Origin of the sequence: Moorena sp. SIO4A1, assembly GCF_010672065.1 — a bacterium.
GTDB lineage: Bacteria > Cyanobacteriota > Cyanobacteriia > Cyanobacteriales > Coleofasciculaceae > Moorena.
The window spans coordinates 109,513-129,775 of the sequence record NZ_JAAHHX010000002.1 but is presented as its reverse complement, the minus strand read 5'-3'; the positions used below and the strand labels follow the sequence as shown (position 1 = coordinate 129,775).

Below are 20,263 nucleotides of genomic sequence, written 5' to 3'. Positions count from 1 at the left end.
CTAATGCCTAGCTAAGCACTATAGATTCTACCAGATGGTTTTACCTTTTCTGCCAAAATTTGTTGCAATCAATGCGGTTTGAACTTTCCGATCCAGGTGATGAGTGCGAGGAGTGTGGGGAATGCGAGGAGTGTGGGGATAGGGAATAAAGGGTTAAAAAAGTGTAAACTATTGATAGATTAATAGCATCAATAAAGTCAAAAGGGAGAGATGGGGAGATGGCCAGATGAAATTGATGTTTAGCCTTAATTTCCAGAATTGGTAGACTAATCACTATGGATCTGATTTTGTGTCATACCACTGCTGACTTTGATGCCCTAGGAGCAGCTGTAGGACTGACTCGCCTCAAGCCAGGAGCCAAAGCTGTACTAACTGGGGGGACTCATCCGGCTGTAAGAGATTTTTTGGCACTGCATCGGGATGAGTATGCCCTGATCGAGCACCGCTCTGTACAATTGGCTCAGATTAATTCCGTAATTATTGTAGATACTCAAAAACGCGATCGCTTAGGGAAAGCAGCTGAGTGGTTAGACTTACCACAGTTAAAGGCTATTGAAATTTACGACCATCATCCCGTACCCCAAACTGATATCCAGGCTACCTATACACAGATTGAACCTGTCGGAGCAACCACCACCTTAATTGTGGAGCAATTACAGCAATCCCAAATCCAGTTAACTACTGCTGAAGCCACGGTGATGGCATTGGGAATCCATGTGGATACAGGTTCCTTGACCTTTGACCAGACAACACCAAGAGATGGGGCTGCTTTGACCTGGTTAATGGAGCAGGGAGCTAATCTGCGGCAGATAGCTCAGTATGTTGAGCCAGGGCTATCTCCTCAATTGGAAAAATTATTTAGGCAATCTCTAGACCTTTTGCAGCGACAAACCCACTTGGGTTACACCATTTCTTGGGTATTCCTAAAGACTCCTGGGCATGTGCCTGGCTTATCCAGTTTGGCATCACGCTTACTAGAAGTAACTGAAAGCGATGCCCTGCTTTTGGGGGCTGAGTATAAACGAAAGTCCAAAGGGGAAACCTTACAACCGGCAGATTTACCAGTTGTAAGGTTTCAGGTTGAAGGTTATTCACCGTTGCCGGTTGGCGGTTTAACGGTTGAAGGTTCTGGAAATTATTATAACAAGCAAAATTTCAAAATACAACCTCCAAGCCAAAATAACCTTGAAACTCAATCCCAGACTAACTTTCAACCAAATAACCTTCAACCAAATAACCTTCAACCAAATAACCTTCAAGCAAATAACCTTCAACCAAATAACCTTCAACCAAATAACCTTCAACCTTCAACCGACACTAACCTACCCTACTCGAAGGCCAAGGGTGAACAACTGTCAACCTCAGTTACAAAGCTGACTATAATTGGGCGGACGCGAATTGAGGGGACGGATTTGAACCAGTTGTTGCAACCCCTAGGAGGGGGTGGACATTCCCAAGCCGCTGCGGTTACCTTACGAGACTGTGATGCCCAGACAATCCTAGAGCAGCTGGTCAACCAACTAAAAGACCAAATTCCCCAACCTCTGACCGCTCGGGATTTAATGTCCTCCCCCGTGCGCACCATTCGCCCCAATACCAAGATTAAGGAAGCCCAGAGAATTTTGTTGCGCTATGGTCATTCGGGGCTTTCAGTAGTAGATAAACTAGACCAGCTGGTGGGAATTATCTCTCGAAGAGACCTGGATTTAGCCTTGCACCACGGTTTTGGCCATGCCCCAGTCAAGGGCTACATGACGAAGGATGTTAAGACCATTACTCCGGAAACCTCGATGGCAGACATTCAGTCCTTGATGGTGACTTACGATATTGGGCGTTTACCCGTTCTAGAGGATGGGCAACTAATGGGGATTGTGACCCGCACTGATGTATTGCGGCAACTGTTTCAGGAAGAGTTGAAGGTTAAGCAGTTGAAGGTTGATGGGTCAAACCTGAAACCGGCTAACCTGAAACCGGCTAACTTAAAACCTCTGTTGGCTTCGCCCCTATGGGAACTTCTGACCATAGCTGCCGAGAAAGCTCAGGAGCGGGGTTGGCATCTGTACCTAGTTGGGGGAGCTGTCAGAGACTTGTTACTAGCGGATGGGAAAAAGCAACTACTCCTAAATGATATAGACTTGGTTGTCGATGGCTTTAACCGCTCAGCGGATGCGATCGCAGGAGTCACCCTTGCCAAGGAACTCCGTAAAATTTACCGTAAGGTGCGCTTGGAAGTACACGGGTCTTTTCAAACCGCTGCCTTGCTATGGCATAATGACCCGACATTTGGCTCCCTTTGTGTAGATATTGCCACTGCTCGTACCGAGTTTTATCCTTATCCCGCCGCCAATCCTCAAGTCGAAGCTAGTTCCATTCGTCAAGACCTTTACCGCCGAGACTTTACCATCAACGCCATGGCGGCAAGGCTGACAAAGGTTAATCCCCAATCTCAATTGCCCCTGTTGGACTTTTTTGGGGGTATGTTAGATTTGCGATCGCAAAAAATTCGAGTCCTACACGCCAATAGCTTTATTGAAGACCCAACCCGAATCTATCGAGCCGTAAGGTTTGCGGTGCGATTGGGATTTGACATTGAACCCCAAACCAAGGAATATATCCACTATGCCATTGAGAGTGGGGTATATCAGCGCACCCTAGCCGAAAACACCAAAGTACCAGCACTCCAAACCCGACTCAAAGCAGAACTTAACTATATGTTGCAAGCCCCCTACTGGCAACCAGCATTGCAGTTATTGTCCTCATTGGGAGCGTTGCAGTGTCTTCATCCTACCCTGACCCTAGATAAACCATTATGGTGGCGAGTGCGTTTGGTTGGGCGCTGGCTACAGAGATTTGACCCAAAGCAAACCTTAAGGCACTGGCAGATGCGTTTGGAAGTATTAATTGCTGATCTAGCACCAGACGAACGGGTTAAGGTAGCCAAGAATTTACAGTTGCCCGTAGACAGTGTTGAGCGTCTTGAAAAACTTGAGGGATGGCAAGCTGATATCCTAGAATCTCTAACAACATGCCAGCTCAACAGTCAAATCGTCCACATGTTGCGCGAGTATAAATTACCTACCTTAGTATTGATTGGGGTGTATAGTCCTAGAGCGATCCGACGTAAAATTTGGCAGTATCTCACCACTTGGAGGCATGTTAAACCACCACTGGATGGCAATGATCTCAGAACGTTAGGCTATAAGCCAGGAGCACAGTATCGGGAAATTCTGGATGCACTCTTAGACGCCACCCTAGACAGGGTGATTCAGGATCAGGCTGAGGCTAAAGCATTTCTGGCAATACACTATCCACCTCTTGAGAAAGAATAAGGTAAAAGGTAACAAAGCAAACCGACAACATAGAACAGATAATGCTAGAATTCATCCGGTCAGATCTAGCCGAATTAACGGCCTACACACCTCATCCTGGGGGCGAGGAAGGGAAAACACCAGAATCAACTGTTCCCCTAGATCGCCTGGATACTAATGAATGCCCCTTTGACTTACCAGAAGAGTTAAAGGAAAAATTAGCTTGGAGCTATCAACAGCTGATTCAAGCTAATCGATATCCCGATGGCGGACATGGGGAACTCAAAAATGCGATCGCAGAATACGTTAACGAATCGGCTGCCCTAGAAAAGGTAGTAACAGCAAACCAGATTTCCGTAGGCAACGGTTCCGATGAACTAATTCGTTCTATTTTAATAGCCACCTGCTTAGGAGGAGAAGGCTCGATCCTAATCGCTAATCCCACCTTCTCGATGTATTCTATACTCGCACAGACCTTAGGAATACCAGTAGTGAGTGTCGGGCGTCGGGAAGAAAACTTTCAAATCAAGATCGACGATGCCCAAGCAGCCATTGAACAGACCGTAACAGAAACCTCGACCCAAGGACCACCAATACGAGTAGTATTTGTGGTTCATCCTAACTCTCCCACCGCCAACCCCTTGACTCCCCAGGAATTAGAGTGGCTACGTGGTCTAACAGAGACTATTTTAGTAGTTATTGATGAAGCCTACTTTGAATTCAGCCAAGCCTCAGTAGTCTCAGAATTAGCCGACCATCCCAACTGGATAGTATTGAGGACATTTTCCAAAGCATTTCGTTTAGCTACTCACCGTGTTGGTTATAGCATCGCTCACCCAGAACTAATTGCTGCTCTCGAAAAAATTCGCTTACCCTACAACTTACCCAGTTTTTCCCAAGCTGCTGCCATACTCGCTCTCAATCACAGACAAACTCTGCTAGCATCAATTCCTGAGATTATCGCTGAGCGAGATAAGTTACTAAAAGCCCTATCAGAACATCCAGCCTTACAGGTTTGGCCAAGTGCTTCTAACTTCATCTACCTGCGTCTAGCACAATCCGGCAACGAGTCTACTAGCAAAGACCTGACTCAGGTAACTCAGGCTATGAAAGATCAAGGCACCCTATTACGTCATACTGGAGGAGGATTGCGGATCACTGTGGGATCTCCTGAGGAGAATACTCGTACATTGCAACGATTACAAGGAGTTCTCGCCTAATTTACTTATACCCTAATTTACTTATACCAAGTTGCGCTCAAACGTACAACTTTCTCTTCCGCCAATCTCCCTATCTCCCTATCTCCCTATCTCCCTATCTCCCTATCTCCCTATCTCCCTATCTCCCTATCTCCCTATCTCCCTATCTCCCTATCTCCCTATCTCCCTATCTCCCTATCTCCCTATCTCCTCTCTTTTTTCAACTGTGCCATTGCGATTCAGGCGAACTAATTCAACAGAACCCTTTTCAGCACGAACGTCATCAAATCCCCCAGCGGCAAGCAAGGCTTCATTCAAAGGAGCATTGGGCTTGACTTCGATATTACCAGGTTGTTTAACTTGACCAACCACATTGACCGGGATAGCAGCAGCAGAAAGGTTGGAATCTGCTAATGCCAATGCTACCTCTGGAGCAATTTCGTCAGCTTTGGTGACAAGAATTGTATCTCCCTCCTTTAAGAGGATATCCTGAGTTAGGTCACCCTGTCGCAACAATTGCCAAAAATCCAAGGCAATTTCTTGTTGTGTACCCCCTTGGGTCAAACGTCGCACTTTAACCTGGCGAACATTAGCGTCTTGGGTAATGCCTCCAGCGATCGCGATCGCTTGAGTTACAGTTGGTGGTGCATTGGTGCTACGGATATCAGCACTACCGATGTTAATGTTATTATTACCCAGAGTTTCTCCCTTGACCACATAAGCTCCTGGGTTAACCACTTCCCCTACCACAGCCACTTGAATCGGACGGCTGGCATTAGCTGCAAAACTGGCATTGGACAATAGACGGGTTTGCTCTGGGTTGATAGCAGTAGTAGTTCGGAGCAAGATTTCATCCCCATCCCGCAAGGTAACATCCTGCCTGATATCACTTCTATTAATCAATTGCTGGAGATTGATATAATAAGTATTGCGCTGCCCAGAGCCTTCAAGACGCCGAAGTTCTACTTGCTTAACGTCTGCTGTTAGGGTAGCCCCCCCAGCCAAATTAATCGCTTGAGTCAGGGAGGGAAATTGCTGTCCTTCATTCAGACCCATGGTGTAGGCTCCAGGGCGACTCACTTCCCCAGCCACGGAAATTTTTAAAGGACGGGGTTTCACCAGACTCAAGGAAACTACTGGGCGTTTGATGTAAACTGAAAAGGCACTGGTGACGAGTTCGCTAGCTTGATCGAGAGTTTTTCCCCTTACAAATACACTACCAATCAAGGGTAAGTTAAGGGAACCGTTCACCAGTACTTGATACTGACCACTGTATTCATCAACATCAAAGATATTCAGGGTAAGAACATCTCCAGCATCAAGGGTATAAGCTCTGTCTGGTGGTAAAGAGTTACGCACAGGGGGTGTGGCTGCTGATACCGTGTTACTCTGATTCACCTTAATGAAGTCAGCAATGGATGGTGGAGCTGGTGCCTCGCTCGGGGATGGTGGAGCTGGTACCTGGCTCGGGGATGTTGAAGCTGGTACCTTGATTGAAGGAATTTGAGCTAGGGTAGGTGTAGGTAGGGTAATAGCGGAAACCACCAGTAAGCTTACACCCACAACTGGTCTAGTCAATCGTGGTGTAATACTGTGATTCTTAGCAATTTCGCTTAATATCTCTTGGGGTCTTTTTTTCCCTAGGTTAACTGTATTGATCATAAACATATTGACTCTTGCTAGATAAAGACACACTAAATTGTGCAGAAAATCCGGAATATGTTGTGACTCAAGCCACCTCACCAATGTGTTTAGGGTTGTTTAGGCTTCGTTGACGCTTTCTTTGGCCTGTCATTTGTAATTGGTTATTGGTTATTGGTGAGCTTGATCTGGTCTAGGGTTTCATCCCTTCATCGGCAAGCTATAGGTAAAGCGCACTCACTACTATGACGTCTCTGATTGTGGTTGGGATTTGATAACAATTGACAACTGACAATTGGTGAACACATAGATTAGCCTGGTAGAGCAACATTGTTAAAGAGCCGTTATCGGTTTGTTCTACTTAGAGGATACTCGTAGCTGGAAAGTTCCCTATCTGAGCAACTGCTGCTATAAGTTATTAGTCATACTTAATTCTTAATACCCACATAATAGCACTGACACCAATCTGTTACCCTTTGCCAACTCTAAGTCAGCAGGTTATACTTGACTAGTAGTTTGCTATTCATCAAGACAGAAGGGGGTCTTATTTTTTTTTTGACGATTTAAAATAGAACAAAAGTTATTTAATAACACAATAGATTTAGCTGCAGTTGTCGTGAACAGGTAACAGGTACTAATACTTGATTAAAACAGCATCAAGAAAATATTTTTTCAACAAGAGTTATTATTAAAATAATAATTATAAGTTATGCTATAATAGTTTTATTTACCTAGGTAATCAACTAAATCCTATCTATATTTAGAGCTGGCCTCGCGTTTAGATATTGCCAACACTAACCTTAATCTTTCACTCATAATCTCCCTATTTATATCTATCCCTATTTATCCATACGGAGGTTTGCATAACTATCAAGTACACAGGATTTTCTCCTTCTTCCCTCTTCCCTGCTCCCTGCTCCCTGCTCCCTGCTCCCTGCTCCCTGCTCCCTAAAACCCAAGAATTTGTACCTGACTGAATTGCAAACCGCTGTCAATGAATTAGCATTAGCCATACTTTAACGACAATCTAGGATGATTACCTGAATTTAAAAGACTGTCGCTCAGGGCTATCAATTAGCATTCTTGTTCTTTATTATAGTGTACAATTCGATTCGTGATATCTAACATGGATAGTTAATATTATCATGACATGAATCGTTTATTTCCTGAGAAAAGTTAATGAAAAAGGCACTGGTTTGTGGAGTATCTGGTCAAGATGGAGCCTATTTAGCGAAATTGCTCTTAGACAAAGGCTATACTGTCTGTGGCACGTCACGGGATGCTCAAATGTCCTCCTTTAGTAACTTGGTGTATTTGGGTATCCGAGACCAAGTTAAGTTGGAATCAATGACACTCACGGATTTTCGCAGTGTCTTGCAAGTGCTGACAAAATTCCAACCCTATGAAGTCTACAACTTGGCGGGGCAAAGCTCAGTGGGTTTGTCTTTTGGACAACCGGTAGAAACCCTAGAAAGCATAGCGACTGGCACGATTAATTTACTAGAGGCAATTCGCTTTACTGGTGCTCCCATTAAACTCTATAACGCTGGTTCTAGTGAGTGCTTTGGGGATACAGGAGAACAAGCAGCTGATGAACAGACTCCCTTTCGTCCCAGAAGTCCCTATGGTGTTGCTAAAGCAGCAGCGTTTTGGGAAGTAGCTAACTACCGTGAAGCCTATGGGTTATTTGCCTGCTCTGGTATTTTATTTAATCATGAGTCTCCCCTACGACCAGAACGATTTGTGACCCAAAAAATTGTTAGTGCTGCTTGTCGGATTGCTAACGGTAGTCAAGAGAAGCTTCGTTTGGGCAATATGGCAATTAAGCGTGACTGGGGTTGGGCTCCTGAATATGTTGAAGGAATGTATTTAATGCTACAGCAAGACCAGCCAGATGATTATGTAATAGCGACAGGGGAGAGTTATAAATTAGAAGATTTCGTGGCAACGGCGTTTGCTACAGTTGACTTGGACTGGCAAGACCATGTGGTGACCGATAGCAGCTTGTTCCGACCAACTGATTTGGCTTTAGGGAAATCTAACCCAGCTAAGGCAAGGGATAAGTTAGGCTGGCAAGCCCAATACAAAATGCCGGATGTGGTGCGAATGATGGTGGAAGCTCGGTTGGAGAGTTTGTCTGAGTGAAGGCTTGCATGGTTGGATGCAAAGGGTAAAGGGTAAAGGGTGAAAAGGGACTGGGGACTGAGACGGTGATATAACTGGTGCTGCTGATATAACTCTGTCCCCATTACCCCATCACCCCATCACTGCATCACCCCATAACCCTATCACCAGCCTAAAATCCTCGTAGGGAAAAGGAGGTATTTTGGGCTACCTGTAAGGCTTGGACTAGTTGACCTAAAGAATATTTCAAATGGGAGCCAGCATCCACTGCTACCCAGCCTTGGGGAGTGGCATGCCGCCATTCAAAGTGTAGGTGGGGACCAGTAGAATTACCGGTGCTGCCAACGCGGCCAATTACAGTTCCTTTTTGTACCCATTCCCCAGGTTGGACGAAGATTTCTGATAGGTGAGCGTAGCGGCTTTCTTGGGTACCTTCCTCATGGCGCACCATAACGGTCAAACCGTAGCCACCTAAGAAGTCAGCTGTTACTACTTCACCATCAGCGGCAGCAACAACTGGAGTACCTAGGGGTGCTGCTATATCTGTACCAGCGTGGAAACGGCGATTACCGGAAATCGGATGAATCCGCCAGCCGAATAGGGAGCTAATGGCAGAAGGAATGGTTACGGGGAACACAAAGCTGGATTGCCTGAAATTGGCCAATCCTGAGGGTCGTTGGGTGAGATTGTAGTAGGCTAAGGCTGTAGGAAGTTTCCTTACAGACCGATTCCTCCGAGCAACGCTAATCCCACGAGGAACCCATTTAGCTGGACGAGTTTTGGCAGGTTTGACCCGATTAAATCTGACCGGTTGAACTGAATTATATCTGACTGGTCGAACGGGATTATATCTAGCAGTTTGAGTACTAATTACTCGTGGTCTGGGTAATTGAGTTACTCTACCGTTCCGTCTACCTCCAGTGATAGCAATTGGTTGACGCCTCGGGGCAACACCACAATTCCCCCTGAGTTGCCCATTTCTGGCTACGGTGCGACAACCCCTTGACCGTTCAGTTAAGACAACTGCCGAGGGGGGAGTGTACCGTTTAGTGGCACCAACATTGTAGTTTGTGCGGTCAATATAGCTATTTTTAGCAGCGGTTTTTGGAACACTAGGCTGTAATGCTACTGGATTGAGCTTGACTTTTGGTGGCTTGGCGACAGTGGCTTTAGCTGGTACAGAGAATTGGGTTCTACGCTGTACTGGTTTGACTGCGATCGCTTTTGTCCGGACAGATTTCCTAGCTGGTGGAGCAATCGGTTTCTTGACCTTGATAGCCACGGAGGGAGCTACTGATTTCCGGGCAGCTTTTGGTGCTCGTGGGGCAATGGGTTTAGTGACCTTGGTTGCTGCTACTGGTATGACAGCAGCTTTTGCTGGAGCTGGTTTTGCCACTGGCACAGCTGGCACCGGAAAGGAGCTTGGGGGTGTAGGTTTAGGCAAAGCAGCAATAAGAGTTGGATCAAATGCTGCTTCCGTTATAGATTTGGTAGTGGTGTTGACTGATACAGCTTCTATGGGTGACTGAGTTTTTGCCACAACCATACCGCTGCTGAGGACACCAATACTACTCATCACACTCAGTCCATGGATGAGTTTTGGGCATCGGTAGAAAATGCTATACAGGGTGCTACCAGGGGAGTTTTCTTTGGTCATTTACGACTCACTAAAAATAATTACTACACAGTTATACTCGCGCTTGTTAGCTATCAGCCATAATTCCGGCCTTGCGTCAGTCTTCGAATGAATAGGAGTAGAGTGGGCATCCTGCCCGCCCGAAAATTGTAACGGGCCAGATGCCCATGCCACGGCCAGATGCCCATTCCACGGCCAGATGCCCATGCCACGGCCAGATGCCCATTCCACGGCCAGATGCCCATGCCACGGCCAGATGCCCATTCCACAGGTGCGACCGTTGGCGAATTAAATTCGCCACGGGTCGCACCGCCAGGAACGGGCAAGATGCCCATTCCACAAAACTCTTAAAATCATTCCATTATTAAGCAACGCCATAATTCCTGTTTTGTTGATTAGTTGATGCTTAACATTTGACCCTTAACCGTAATAGTTCTCAACAACTACGATAGCCAAGACTGATTGTACCGGGCTTGAGCAAAATTTCTTTTGGGGTCGGAGTATCGTGTAGATGCACTCGCAGTTCGCCCCTAGGGGTTACCCCTGTTATGATGCCTGGATTTCCTTCTACCATGACTTGGCTTCCTTGATAATTGAATAGCGCTAGATATCGTGGTAGCAAACTATTCATTCCTTCCTCTGACCAGAGTTGATATCCGGACAGTAGTCCTTGTAAAACAATGGCAGCCAGCATTTCTATAGAAGTCACAGTGGGAGAGGGCTCGGGTTGCCAAAATGAGCACAAATTGATGCCAGATTCCGGCACCTCATTGCTCCAGTTGATTCCGACACCCACGACTGCTTTGGTAATTTGACCCTGTTGCACACGGGTTTGTGTTAGAATACCTCCAAGTTTGCGTCCCTTAAGCAGTAGGTCATTGGGCCACTTCAGAGACACTGGCATAGCGTAAGCTCTCAAGGCTGTAGCAATTCCCCAAGCACTACACATGGTTAGCTGGGCGCTGTCCAATGCCTGTAACTTGGGAGCTAAAGCTAAGGATAAGTAGAGTCCACCTTTTGGAGATTGCCATTGTCGTCCCCACTGTCCCCGCCCTGCTGTCTGTTGCCCAGCAATAACCATCGAGGGAACTGTTGCACCTTGGTTGAGCAATTCCCAAAGGGTTTGGTTGGTGGATGGGAGAGTGTCAAATACCTGTAGGGGAATTGGTGAGAATTTCCCCATGCCTGGGGAGTTGAGGGGCAACTTTTCCCTTACTGCTTCCAGAGCAATTTCAAACGCTTGTTGATTAAATGAGCTCTCATGCATTTAAATGATAAGCTCACGTAAATGAGTATTTAGGGTGAAGGACATTTATCTCGGCAATAGACTTCTAGAGATTTAATTGTCGCTGAGTCGCGATAGTTCTGGGTTTGGTTATATTCTTTCAAGGGTGAGGCATAAAGGCCAGAAAACTGATTATTAGTATCATTGGCGGCTACTCCCATGCGAAAGGCTATATCTTGTGATAGGTTGGCAAAATTGACGTATTCCCTAGACTCGCTGGCATAGTTAAAGGACAAGGTAGCGTCACCGTAGGCTTGCTCAGCTAGTTTGACGGATGTGCCAGGACCAACACCTTTGCTGGTACGATAGTTAGAATTTGTGGTGAATAACGCTTCGATTACGCTTGAATTCCCCATAGGTGTCCCCGCAGGGTAAAGAATATAGTATTGGGGTTGTCCTGATTGGATAACTGCGATCGCATCGAAACCGACAATAAACGGTGACTTCACCTCAAATTTTGCTTTATCCCCTAGGGATTGTTTTAGCTGTCCCAAAGTCATTCCCAACTTAGCCGGTCCAATTCCTTTAGCAGAGATAGTAAAGGCATCTGATGCCGGAGGAGACAGTTTGGCTGTGGACTTTGAACTGCCAGATTTAGATGTGTCCTCTAAATTAGGCGGGCTTGGCATCGGTTGGGAACTTGTTGTTGTCTTAGGTGGTGGAGTAGGCGACTCGCCACAGCTCATCAGCACCATCAGCAAACTCGTGATTAACCATCGAGATTTCATCAAAAATTCACGGCTGGATACTCCCCTGACACCCCATTGGGGTTAAACCTGAGAGGTTGCGCCGCGCCTCCTACAAAGATCAGTTAATGAACATTTAACCTATATATTTTAATTGATCGGTGTTTTTTGACGATTGACGGTTAACTGTGAAATGTCAAGATTAACTCTCAACAAAAACCATAGGTGCGCTTTCCGCATCTAATTATTAAATTCGCCACGGGTCGCACCTCTAGCTATTTTCCTGATCCAATAATTTGTTCCCGAATTAGTTGTGCTGTAGCCGGAGCAAGGAGTACACCATTGCGATAATGACCTGTTGCTAGCCAAACATTATTGTAACCAGGCAGTTGATCAATAACAGGGGCAGGTCGTCCTTCTGGACGAGGGCGTAACCCGTACCATGTGTGGATAATCTCTGCTGTGGCTAGAGGAGGGCAATATGCGATCGCATTCTGTCTGACCACCTCCAGTAAGGCTGGTTGTGCTTCCACATGACCTGCATCATCGGGAAACTCAACCGTTGCGCCCACCCAGTAGTCTTGCTTACCTACTGGCAAAATATGAACATCATCACGAGTAATCACTGGCTGAAAATCTTCATCTCCCATGGGCTGGGGCAGCCGCAATTTTAATGCTTGTCCCAGTACTGGTTTTATACTCACAGGTAGAGCTTGACTAACTTGCAAGTCTTGTGGTTGGAGCATCTTAATCAACCCAGATGAACCTAACCCAGCAGCCACTACTAGCCAATCTATCTCTAGGGTTCCAGCATCCGTATAGATTTGGGAGCAATTGAGAGAATTGTTGAGCTCGGAACCTATGGATTCAAACCCTCTAACTGTGATTCCAAAATTAAACCTAACCCCATTGGCCTCAGCACCAGCCACTAATACTTGAGTTAGGATAGTTGGATCAATTTGTAGGTCTTGGGGAGAATAGATTCCAGCAATAAATTTATCTTGACTTAGCTGAGGACAACGGTGCTTAACTTGGGGAACATCCCAAATTTCTAATTGCCAACCTTGGGAGAGGCGAGTTTGTACTAGTTTTTCCCAAGACGCCAAGTCCTCTCCAGGCAAACACAGCTTCAAGATACCGTTGCGATTAACTGGAATCTGGTATCCCGTGAGTGCCTCTAATTCAGGAATCAGGCTCTGATAGCGCTGGATACTGGCTTGGCGCAGCTGCCACGCCCTACCCTTGACTTTCTTACTAATGGCACCCATGAGTACCCCTAAAGCAGCACCAGTAGAGCCTTGTGCTGGCAGATGCTGGTCGAGGACAGTGATACTTAGCCCATTTACCCGACTAAGTTCATATGCGATCGCTGCTCCAACGATACCGCATCCAATAATAGCGACTTTACTCACAATTTTATGAAGTTTAAAGTTTAAAGTTTGAATTATGAATTATGAATTATGAAGTGTGAAGTGTTATTTCAGAAGTGTTAATTATGAATTATGCTTATGGATAAGGTTTTTATTCCACCTTTACACTTCACACTTTACCCTTTACACTTTACACTTTACACTTCACACTTTACCCTTTACACTTTACACTTCACACTTCACACTTCACACTTCACACTTCATACTTCATAACTTTTTAACTAGTGGGAATTAATTCCAAAAAGTCATCAAAGTTTTTCAGCGCTGCTGCGTAGTTTTTGAGTGCTAGCTCGGAGTTGCGCTCTACAGAAGCTTTGTCAATTTTCACCAAAGATTTCAACAATACTTCAGCCGCTTGCTTGGCAGCTTTCTGGTCTTTGGGAAGAAGTTGACCAGCCAGATAGTTACTGCTGCGCCCTAGATCTCCTAACGGACCATGGATAAATGAACTAATATCTACCCAGTTTTCGTCTTGAATGTTGGCTTCGAGAACTGGCATTTTCTCGCGAAGCTCAAGCACTCTAGTAGCACTTGTCTGGATTTGGGCAATTTTTTCAGGGGTGTAGGTAGGAGCCTTGGTGGCACTTGGGCTACCACAGCTGACCAAAAAGGTCATCACCATTGCCAGAATCACAGTCAGAATAGACCGATAACTTCTCATCATCATTGTTTGTTCGCTAGCCAACCGATCGGGAAAACTATTTAAGGTTCTTGACACTCCCCGCCCGCTTATGAGCGGGGATTCTTAGTTCTACGACACGCCTTAAAATTAGTTATCCGTCAAAGGCAGTACTTAAGCCAAATAGCCGTTTAAAAACGCGCATATCGAGCCTAATTTAACTAAACGAGCGTGGGCTTATCTCCCTAAGCGTTGGGTCTCCCCCGTTCCCGTGTGCCCCACGGTACGTTTAGTTTTAAAAGGTTATTTTACTGGGGTTTCGGTATCTGTTAAGATCCATGCGTTTTGGCGAGGTATGCGCGCTCCTCGTGTACTAGTATCGCTTTACGTCGTTGTTTTAAATTGGCAGTACCGACGAATCCTGCCTGTACTAGGCTACATGTTTATTCTATCACACTTTACTTAAAAGCCGTCCTAGAATAACGGGGCTTTAAACCCAAAATTTTTGGTCAAGTACTATAACCTAATATTGGTCACATCAAACGCAAAGTTTAATACTCAATATGGCAGCTTGACCACTGATTGTGTCAAAGCTTACCGACCCAAGCACTACTTTCAGCAAGATCTTGGTTGGCGAAATACTAATCAATTCACGATCTGCTTAGGTAGACGCTGCTGAAAGCTGTTTGCCTTTCTCAAGCTTGTAGATGAGCTGTACAGATATAATATTAAAAAGTTTCTATAGCAAAGGGAACAACGGATCACCGGAACAGCGGATCACCGGAACAGCGGATCACCGGAGTAGGGAATATTGCATCAAAAATTATCACAATTGATTTAGGATTGCTATAACTATAGCTTTTACCAAGCTATCATAAAAGCAAATCTGATTTATAATAGTAAATAATCCTTGGATATCTTTTTTACTATTCCCATATCCGCTGTTCCCTACTCCCTACTCCCTACTCCCTACTCCCTAATCTAAGGGCCTAAGTACCTTACCGAATTGAGAACTGCTATATATCATGGCATTTACAGATTTTAAATCTGCTGACGAAGTACAGAAGGCATATCGAATCAACTATACCGAAGAAGACTTTCTTCCCATTTCTTCTGTCTCGCCACCAGAGCAATTTATTCAAGATTACGAGTTTAGCAGGCAAAACTTTGATATTTTCTCATCCGAGGCTGCCCGCTGTGAAAACGTTATCTACCCGATTTTACGTGAAGCATGTAAAAAGTTTGTTGAACAATATTCAATCTGGAGCCATAAATCGATTTATGCAGATAGTATTTTAACGGGAACACCAGATTATATTTTTGGTAAACGTTCAGAACTGGGTAAAAACGTAATAGAGTATCCGCTGATTTTGATTGTAGAGGCAAAACAAAACGATTTCATGAAAGGTTGGGGGCAATGTTTGGCAGAATTAGTAGCTGCACAAAAGTTAAATAAAACTGAGAGTCTGGTGGTATATGGAATAGTTACTGATGCTGAGTTGTGGCAGTTTGGAAAGCTGGATGGAAAACATTTTACCAAGAATTATTCTAGGGTAACTATTAATGACTTAAGTGAGGTATTTGGTTCGGTTTGCTCTGTTGTGGAGTTAGCTGCGAAGTCATCTACGGTGCGCCCCTCCTAGGGCGAGTAAATCGCCCTAGGGTCGCACCGCTAGGAGTAGGTTAATGGGAGCAGGGAGGTTTGCAGCAGGGAGTAGCGATGCAGCACTATAGTTGTTAATGCTTTTTTCCGTTGCAGCCCAGTATTAGTATGCTATAGAATGAGACTAATAAGACCGAACCTATTGGCAAAATGAGCGATCGCAATATTATTACCATCGAAGCGGATAAGCGAGGTGGTAAACCTTTTATTCGACAGATGCGCATAACAGTTGATGACGTTTTAGGCTGGCTAGCAGCTGGTATGTCTCACGCCGAAATTGTCGATGACTTTCCAGAATTGAGCAAAACAGACATTAAAGCTTGCCTAGAATTTGCTGCTGATCGCAACATCCTTTAATTGGCACGGATACTAAACAATTCAAGCTTTCCGTCGTAGAAACGGCACCAGGATTTCACTAATTTCCTTCGACCAATGCTCCTGAGGGTAATGTCCAGCTTCCTCCAGCTTCACTAATTCCCTATTCTTAAGCTGATTAGCAAATTGCTCAGCTTGTTCAACCGGAAGCCAAGGGTCTTTGAGTCCCCAAACAATTAAGGTTGGCTTGTCCCAGTTGCGGAAACCTGATTCAATTTCTGCCATACACTTGTTCATCTGGATATTCTTGATAGTCGCTACCAGAGAACGTCCAGGATCGGAACTTTTCAGAAAGGGCTTGCGATAGAGATCTAAATAGTTGTCTTCAATGCGATAGCGCGACCCCCCTTCCAGAGTTCGGTCAACTAACAAGGGGTCTTGGGTTAACATATCTCCGATGAATGGCCATCCCCATTGCTGCATTTTGCTGGGTAACTTGGCAGCCGAGGAGACAGGTGTATTTAGAATCACTAGACGCTCAATCTGGTCTGAGTGACGCAAGGCATATTGAAGTCCCACTGAGGCGAGAAACCCTTGGACAACTAAGGAAAACCTTTCGATTTCGAGGTGTTTAAGGAAATCGCCTAAGGCTTCAATGAAAGCATCTGGTGTGTAGGGAAAGTCAAGCCGGTCCGGTTTTGCGGATAATCCAGAACCGAGCCAATCTGGTGCGATCGCATCGTAGCCTACTTTAGCTAAATCTGGCATGATCTCACACCAGCAAAAACTCTGGGATGGTAAGCCATGAAGAAGTATTACTGGCACTCCTCTACTATCCCCAACTGGTTTAGCTTCCCGATAGAACCATTCCCAAGACCCGACTTCTATAGATTGTTCACTGATTGACACGGTTGTTTTGCCTTTACGCTGTTGCTTGTCGTGTGGCAATCCTGATCGACTTGTGAACAATACTTCCATTGAAAATAGTTCGTCAGTCCTGAGTGCTGAGTTTTGAGTAAGAACTGTTACTGTCCACTTTTCAGCTGGGATTGCTATATGAGCTTACCGCTGAGTGGTAATTTAGGCAACTTAGGAGGATGATTTATCTAAAGCGGAACGGAAGTAGGAGAAGCGGGGCAGTTATAGGAAATGCCCCCATGTCAGAAGACCTGGTTCTAGTTTTGATTAAATATTTAACTTATACTACAAAAGTATAAATTTTTATAAATAATTGGGTAGATTTGTATTAGGTTGTAATAAAAAGATACAAATTACGTTACTAGCAGTTAACCATAGGAGATTAGGCGTGAACGCAGCTGAACAAGCAATCGGCTTAGAAGTCACCACCAAAATTGCGGCTGTTGTGAATTTGTTTAAGTCTGAATTCCCTGATGCCAAGGCTGACCTCAAGCCTTGGACAAATGACCCGGAAACCCGAGAACTCGTGGATCCTAACTCCATTGACATTGGCTTTCACTTCCCTGGCTGGAGTAGACGCTTCCAAAGTCGAAGTATTTTGTTACAGATTCGGTTTCATAAAGACCAGTTAGATCAATCTCATCGGCTGATTGGTTTGGAAGCGACCGCCTTTAACCATCAAGGAGAAGCTTGGCGACTCTCCACAGTGGAGCGTTGGCAAATTATCGGTAGTTGTCAGCCATCAGCTGAAGTGGGGGAGAAGCTAAAACATTTCTGTCGTCAGGTGTTTGAGTTGTTTCTCTGATTTAACTTGCCAAATCTGCTTTCAACCAAATAACCTTAAACCTTCAACCAAATAACCTTGGCCTTTGGCCACGCTACGCGAACAACCTTAAACCTTCAACCTTCAATCCGATATCCCCTTGGTGTAATCATCCAATCCTGATGAATATCAGTGCTTTGATTACCAATCAGCACCATAGTCAGCATATCAATGGGTATTTCTAGCATTTTGTCAAGAGTTGTGAGAGTGATTTTTTCATCCTCTCGATAGGCGGAAACCACAATGGCTACAGGGGTATCAGGTTTACGATGCTTGAGAAATATCCGTTGTGCGATCGCAATCTGTTCAGTACGATTACGCGATCGCGGATTGTACAACGCAGTCACAAAATCTGCTGCGGCTGAGGCTTCTAGACGCTTTTCGATTACTTCCCAAGGGGTCAATAGGTCACTCAAACTAATGGCACAAAAATCATGCATCAGGGGTGCTCCCACACGAGAGGCAGCAGCTTGTAAGGCTGTAATACCAGGAAACACTTGCACCTCGGGTGTCTTACCATCCCAGCCCCTAGAGCGCAATTCTTCTAACACTAACCCTGCCATACCATAGATACCGCAGTCACCAGAAGAAACCACTGCTACCGTTAATCCCCACTCAGCTAGTTCAATGGCACGTTTTGCTCGTTGGGTTTCTTGGGTAATCGGTAATGCTTCGATAATTTGTCCTGGACGTCGCAAGGTTGCAATTAAATTGATATATAGCGAGTAACCAATCACAGCATCAGCGCTGGATATAGCTGTTTTAGCTGCTGGGGTTATTTGGTCAAGATTTCCCGGACCGATACCAACTAGCAACAGTTTGCCAATACGTCCAGTGTATTCTACTGGGGATTGAGCGATCGCTACAGTTACGGCTCCTACTTGATTCGCTGATTTAACTATTTGTTTGGGAACTAATAAAGGTTGTTCGCGTTCGCGCAGCGTCGGCTTTGCCGAAAGCGTGGCCTTTTGGCCAAGGTTAGTCGGTTGAAGGTTAGTTGGTTGTAGGTTAGTTGGTTGAACGTTAATCGGTTGTAAGTTAGTCGGTTGAAGGTTAGTCGGTTGTAAGTTAGTCGATTGAAGGTTAGTCGGTTGTAAGTTAGTCGATTGGAGGTTAGTCGGTTGTAAGTTAGTTGATTGAAGGTTAGTCGGTTGTAGGTTAGAACCTTGGCCAAAAGGCCACGCTTCGCGAACAACCTCCAACGTGCTAACCTCCAACGTGCTAACCTCCAACGTGCTAACCTCCAACGTGCTAACCTCCAACGTGCTAACCTTCAACCCTCTAGCCCCACATAGAGCTGCTGCTTCGGCAACGCTGGGAGTACCAACTTCTGCCGCCACCACATCCGATGGGTTGGGTACAGTTACGGAACGGAGTACCTCAGCTGGGAAAGTGCGTAAGGGCCAATGGCGCTCTTGGCACAATTGGACTATACCGACTTCATCGGCTTTCAGGTCAATAGTCGCAATTCCTGCGATCGCATTTTCTGATAGACCATAACCCTCACAGGTCTGCCGAATCGCCATTTCAATCAACTGCTTCGATGTCCCTCGCTCACAACCAATTCCCAACCACAGTACCCGTGGATACCACTGGACGTTTGGTAAATCCGATTCTGGGGAAAATTGCTGTTGGGTGGCACTAATCCAAATCCTGGCTTTGGGTGAGATCGACTCGGATTCAGTTGTAGCGCGATTGTCTGGAAATCCGAAATAGAAAGGATGTCCATCTCTAAGATGAGCTTGCCAAAGAGTGGAACCAGCCTCTTGAATTACCTGTACTATTTCCCCACGGGCAACCACAGCACTTACTCTAGTCCAATCCCCTTCTCCCCGATACCAGCCAAAGGGAATACCTAAGACATCAACTCCAGGTAGACCTAAATCTGCTGCTGCTCCCGTTAAAATAGGCGTTGAGTCCAGTTGGGACGCAATTAACCGTGTCAGTTGATCTGCTCCCCCTTGATGACCACTACACAAACTAATTACAAAACCTCCCCCTTGATCAACCACCACCACCGCTGGATCACTGGATTTATCCGTTAACAAAGGAGCAATTAAGCGCACCACTGCTCCAGCTGCCAAACAAAACACCAAGGCACGGTGGTTTGGCCAGAGGGAGGCAATGTGGTCTTTGAGGGAACCCTTGTAGACAGCAACCTGTTCTAGGGTGCTCAGAGAATTAGGTACCCAAAGGGTTCCACCAGTAGTTTGACAGAGGGGTTGCAGTATTTGAGCCCCAGTAGGAGTGGTAGCGATCGCAGCTAGGGGTTGGAAATTTTCAAAAACCGATGCCATCATGAAAGAAATAGACCTTACCTAGGGCACACTTAAGATACCCAGCTTTACTCTTAAAATAGAATATTCGCGCTTGCTGTTTATCGGTTCCTCGATTCCCAAACCAGCATAAAAATACCCAGGCTAATAACAACTGATATAATGACGAACTTGGGCTATTTTTTTCAATATTTTACAGTTTACTTCTTGAGCAATACAAAGCACATAAAAATCTGATCTAATTCTAATTTATTATTGATTATTTTATTACAATTAAACTCCCATAACCTAGATAGCATTTCCAACTATATCATCAAATCCAATCCTGATTTATGATCAC

At 45.3% G+C, this 20,263-nt stretch carries 15 protein-coding genes and 2 pseudogenes; 8 read left to right on the top strand and 9 right to left on the bottom strand.

Annotated elements, in window-relative coordinates:
• Positions 1-275: 275 nt before the first annotated feature.
• Entirely contained in the window at positions 276-3,329 is a 3,054-nt protein-coding gene (locus F6K53_RS01400; RefSeq protein WP_293018938.1) for a CBS domain-containing protein, read from the top strand.
• A gap of 41 nt (positions 3,330-3,370) precedes the next feature.
• Complete coding sequence (locus tag F6K53_RS01395; RefSeq protein WP_293079750.1) at positions 3,371-4,528, top strand: histidinol-phosphate transaminase; 1,158 nt, start codon at positions 3,371-3,373, stop codon at positions 4,526-4,528.
• 174 nt (positions 4,529-4,702) lie between these two features.
• On the opposite strand, the gene F6K53_RS01390 is transcribed toward F6K53_RS01395, so the two are convergent.
• Positions 4,703-6,250: an SLBB domain-containing protein gene (locus F6K53_RS01390; RefSeq protein ID WP_293079844.1), complete on the bottom strand. Its 1,548-nt coding sequence runs from the start codon at positions 6,248-6,250 to the stop codon at positions 4,703-4,705.
• Positions 6,251-7,327: 1,077 nt separating this feature from the next.
• On the opposite strand from F6K53_RS01390, the gene F6K53_RS01385 reads away from it, so the two are divergent.
• Positions 7,328-8,293: a GDP-mannose 4,6-dehydratase gene (locus tag F6K53_RS01385; protein WP_293028250.1), complete on the top strand. Its 966-nt coding sequence runs from the start codon at positions 7,328-7,330 to the stop codon at positions 8,291-8,293.
• A 151-nt stretch (positions 8,294-8,444) separates the two neighbouring features.
• Here F6K53_RS01385 and F6K53_RS01380 read toward each other — a convergent pair whose 3' ends face one another.
• The gene (locus F6K53_RS01380) at positions 8,445-9,929 is read right to left on the bottom strand and encodes a peptidoglycan DD-metalloendopeptidase family protein (RefSeq protein ID WP_293028247.1); all 1,485 of its coding nucleotides are present in this window, start codon (positions 9,927-9,929) and stop codon (positions 8,445-8,447) included.
• Between the two features lie 159 nt (positions 9,930-10,088).
• Here F6K53_RS01380 and F6K53_RS01375 point away from each other — a divergent pair, with 159 nt between their 5' ends.
• A complete protein-coding gene (locus F6K53_RS01375) occupies positions 10,089-10,259 on the top strand; it encodes a hypothetical protein (RefSeq protein ID WP_293028244.1) in 171 nt (56 codons plus the stop codon).
• Positions 10,260-10,344: 85 nt separating this feature from the next.
• Here the strand turns inward: F6K53_RS01375 and F6K53_RS01370 are convergent, their stop codons facing one another.
• The 4 genes from F6K53_RS01370 to psbQ form a co-directional block, all read right to left on the bottom strand.
• On the bottom strand, positions 10,345-11,175 hold the full coding sequence (locus F6K53_RS01370) for a biotin--[acetyl-CoA-carboxylase] ligase (RefSeq protein ID WP_293069643.1): 831 nt from the start codon (positions 11,173-11,175) through the stop codon (positions 10,345-10,347).
• 29 nt (positions 11,176-11,204) lie between these two features.
• Positions 11,205-11,921, bottom strand: a complete 717-nt coding sequence (locus tag F6K53_RS01365) for a hypothetical protein (protein ID WP_293069641.1) — start codon at positions 11,919-11,921, stop codon at positions 11,205-11,207.
• 233 nt (positions 11,922-12,154) lie between these two features.
• Positions 12,155-13,291: an FAD-dependent oxidoreductase gene (locus tag F6K53_RS01360; protein ID WP_293069639.1), complete on the bottom strand. Its 1,137-nt coding sequence runs from the start codon at positions 13,289-13,291 to the stop codon at positions 12,155-12,157.
• A gap of 235 nt (positions 13,292-13,526) precedes the next feature.
• Positions 13,527-14,027: a photosystem II protein PsbQ gene (gene psbQ / locus F6K53_RS01355; RefSeq protein WP_293079747.1), complete on the bottom strand. Its 501-nt coding sequence runs from the start codon at positions 14,025-14,027 to the stop codon at positions 13,527-13,529.
• Between the two features lie 926 nt (positions 14,028-14,953).
• Between psbQ and F6K53_RS01350 the strand changes: the two genes are divergently transcribed.
• Together F6K53_RS01350 and F6K53_RS01345 are read left to right on the top strand one after the other, a co-directional pair.
• Entirely contained in the window at positions 14,954-15,571 is a 618-nt protein-coding gene (locus F6K53_RS01350) for a hypothetical protein (protein WP_293026931.1), read from the top strand.
• 170 nt (positions 15,572-15,741) lie between these two features.
• Entirely contained in the window at positions 15,742-15,948 is a 207-nt protein-coding gene (locus F6K53_RS01345; protein ID WP_293069635.1) for a DUF433 domain-containing protein, read from the top strand.
• Positions 15,949-15,969: 21 nt separating this feature from the next.
• Here the strand turns inward: F6K53_RS01345 and F6K53_RS01340 are convergent, their stop codons facing one another.
• On the bottom strand, positions 15,970-16,815 hold the full coding sequence (locus F6K53_RS01340; RefSeq protein ID WP_293069666.1) for an alpha/beta fold hydrolase: 846 nt from the start codon (positions 16,813-16,815) through the stop codon (positions 15,970-15,972).
• Positions 16,816-17,212: 397 nt separating this feature from the next.
• Here F6K53_RS01340 and F6K53_RS01335 point away from each other — a divergent pair, with 397 nt between their 5' ends.
• Complete coding sequence (locus F6K53_RS01335; RefSeq protein WP_293026927.1) at positions 17,213-17,629, top strand: hypothetical protein; 417 nt, start codon at positions 17,213-17,215, stop codon at positions 17,627-17,629.
• Between the two features lie 95 nt (positions 17,630-17,724).
• Here the strand turns inward: F6K53_RS01335 and cobJ are convergent.
• Positions 17,725-18,456, bottom strand: a pseudogene (gene cobJ, locus F6K53_RS45660) (precorrin-3B C(17)-methyltransferase); the annotation flags it as partial.
• Between the two features lie 357 nt (positions 18,457-18,813).
• On the opposite strand from cobJ, the gene F6K53_RS45655 reads away from it, so the two are divergent.
• Positions 18,814-18,942: a pentapeptide repeat-containing protein gene (locus F6K53_RS45655; RefSeq protein WP_364303417.1), complete on the top strand. Its 129-nt coding sequence runs from the start codon at positions 18,814-18,816 to the stop codon at positions 18,940-18,942.
• Here F6K53_RS45655 and F6K53_RS45650 read toward each other — a convergent pair.
• Positions 18,937-19,944, bottom strand: a pseudogene (locus F6K53_RS45650) (cobalamin biosynthesis protein); the annotation flags it as partial. The gene F6K53_RS45655 and the pseudogene F6K53_RS45650 overlap by 6 nt on opposite strands.
• Positions 19,945-20,263: the final 319 nt, after the last annotated feature.

Coding starts and splice junctions, on each gene's coding strand:
- F6K53_RS01385 (WP_293028250.1), top strand. CDS start 7,328: ATGAAAAAGGCACTGGTTTGTGGAGTATCTGGTCAAGATGGAGCCTAT.
- F6K53_RS01365 (WP_293069641.1), bottom strand. CDS start 11,921: ATGAAATCTCGATGGTTAATCACGAGTTTGCTGATGGTGCTGATGAGC.
- F6K53_RS01370 (WP_293069643.1), bottom strand. CDS start 11,175: ATGCATGAGAGCTCATTTAATCAACAAGCGTTTGAAATTGCTCTGGAA.
- F6K53_RS01400 (WP_293018938.1), top strand. CDS start 276: ATGGATCTGATTTTGTGTCATACCACTGCTGACTTTGATGCCCTAGGA.
- F6K53_RS01380 (WP_293028247.1), bottom strand. CDS start 9,929: ATGACCAAAGAAAACTCCCCTGGTAGCACCCTGTATAGCATTTTCTAC.
- F6K53_RS01395 (WP_293079750.1), top strand. CDS start 3,371: ATGCTAGAATTCATCCGGTCAGATCTAGCCGAATTAACGGCCTACACA.
- F6K53_RS01345 (WP_293069635.1), top strand. CDS start 15,742: ATGAGCGATCGCAATATTATTACCATCGAAGCGGATAAGCGAGGTGGT.
- F6K53_RS01375 (WP_293028244.1), top strand. CDS start 10,089: ATGCCCATTCCACGGCCAGATGCCCATGCCACGGCCAGATGCCCATTC.
- F6K53_RS01350 (WP_293026931.1), top strand. CDS start 14,954: ATGGCATTTACAGATTTTAAATCTGCTGACGAAGTACAGAAGGCATAT.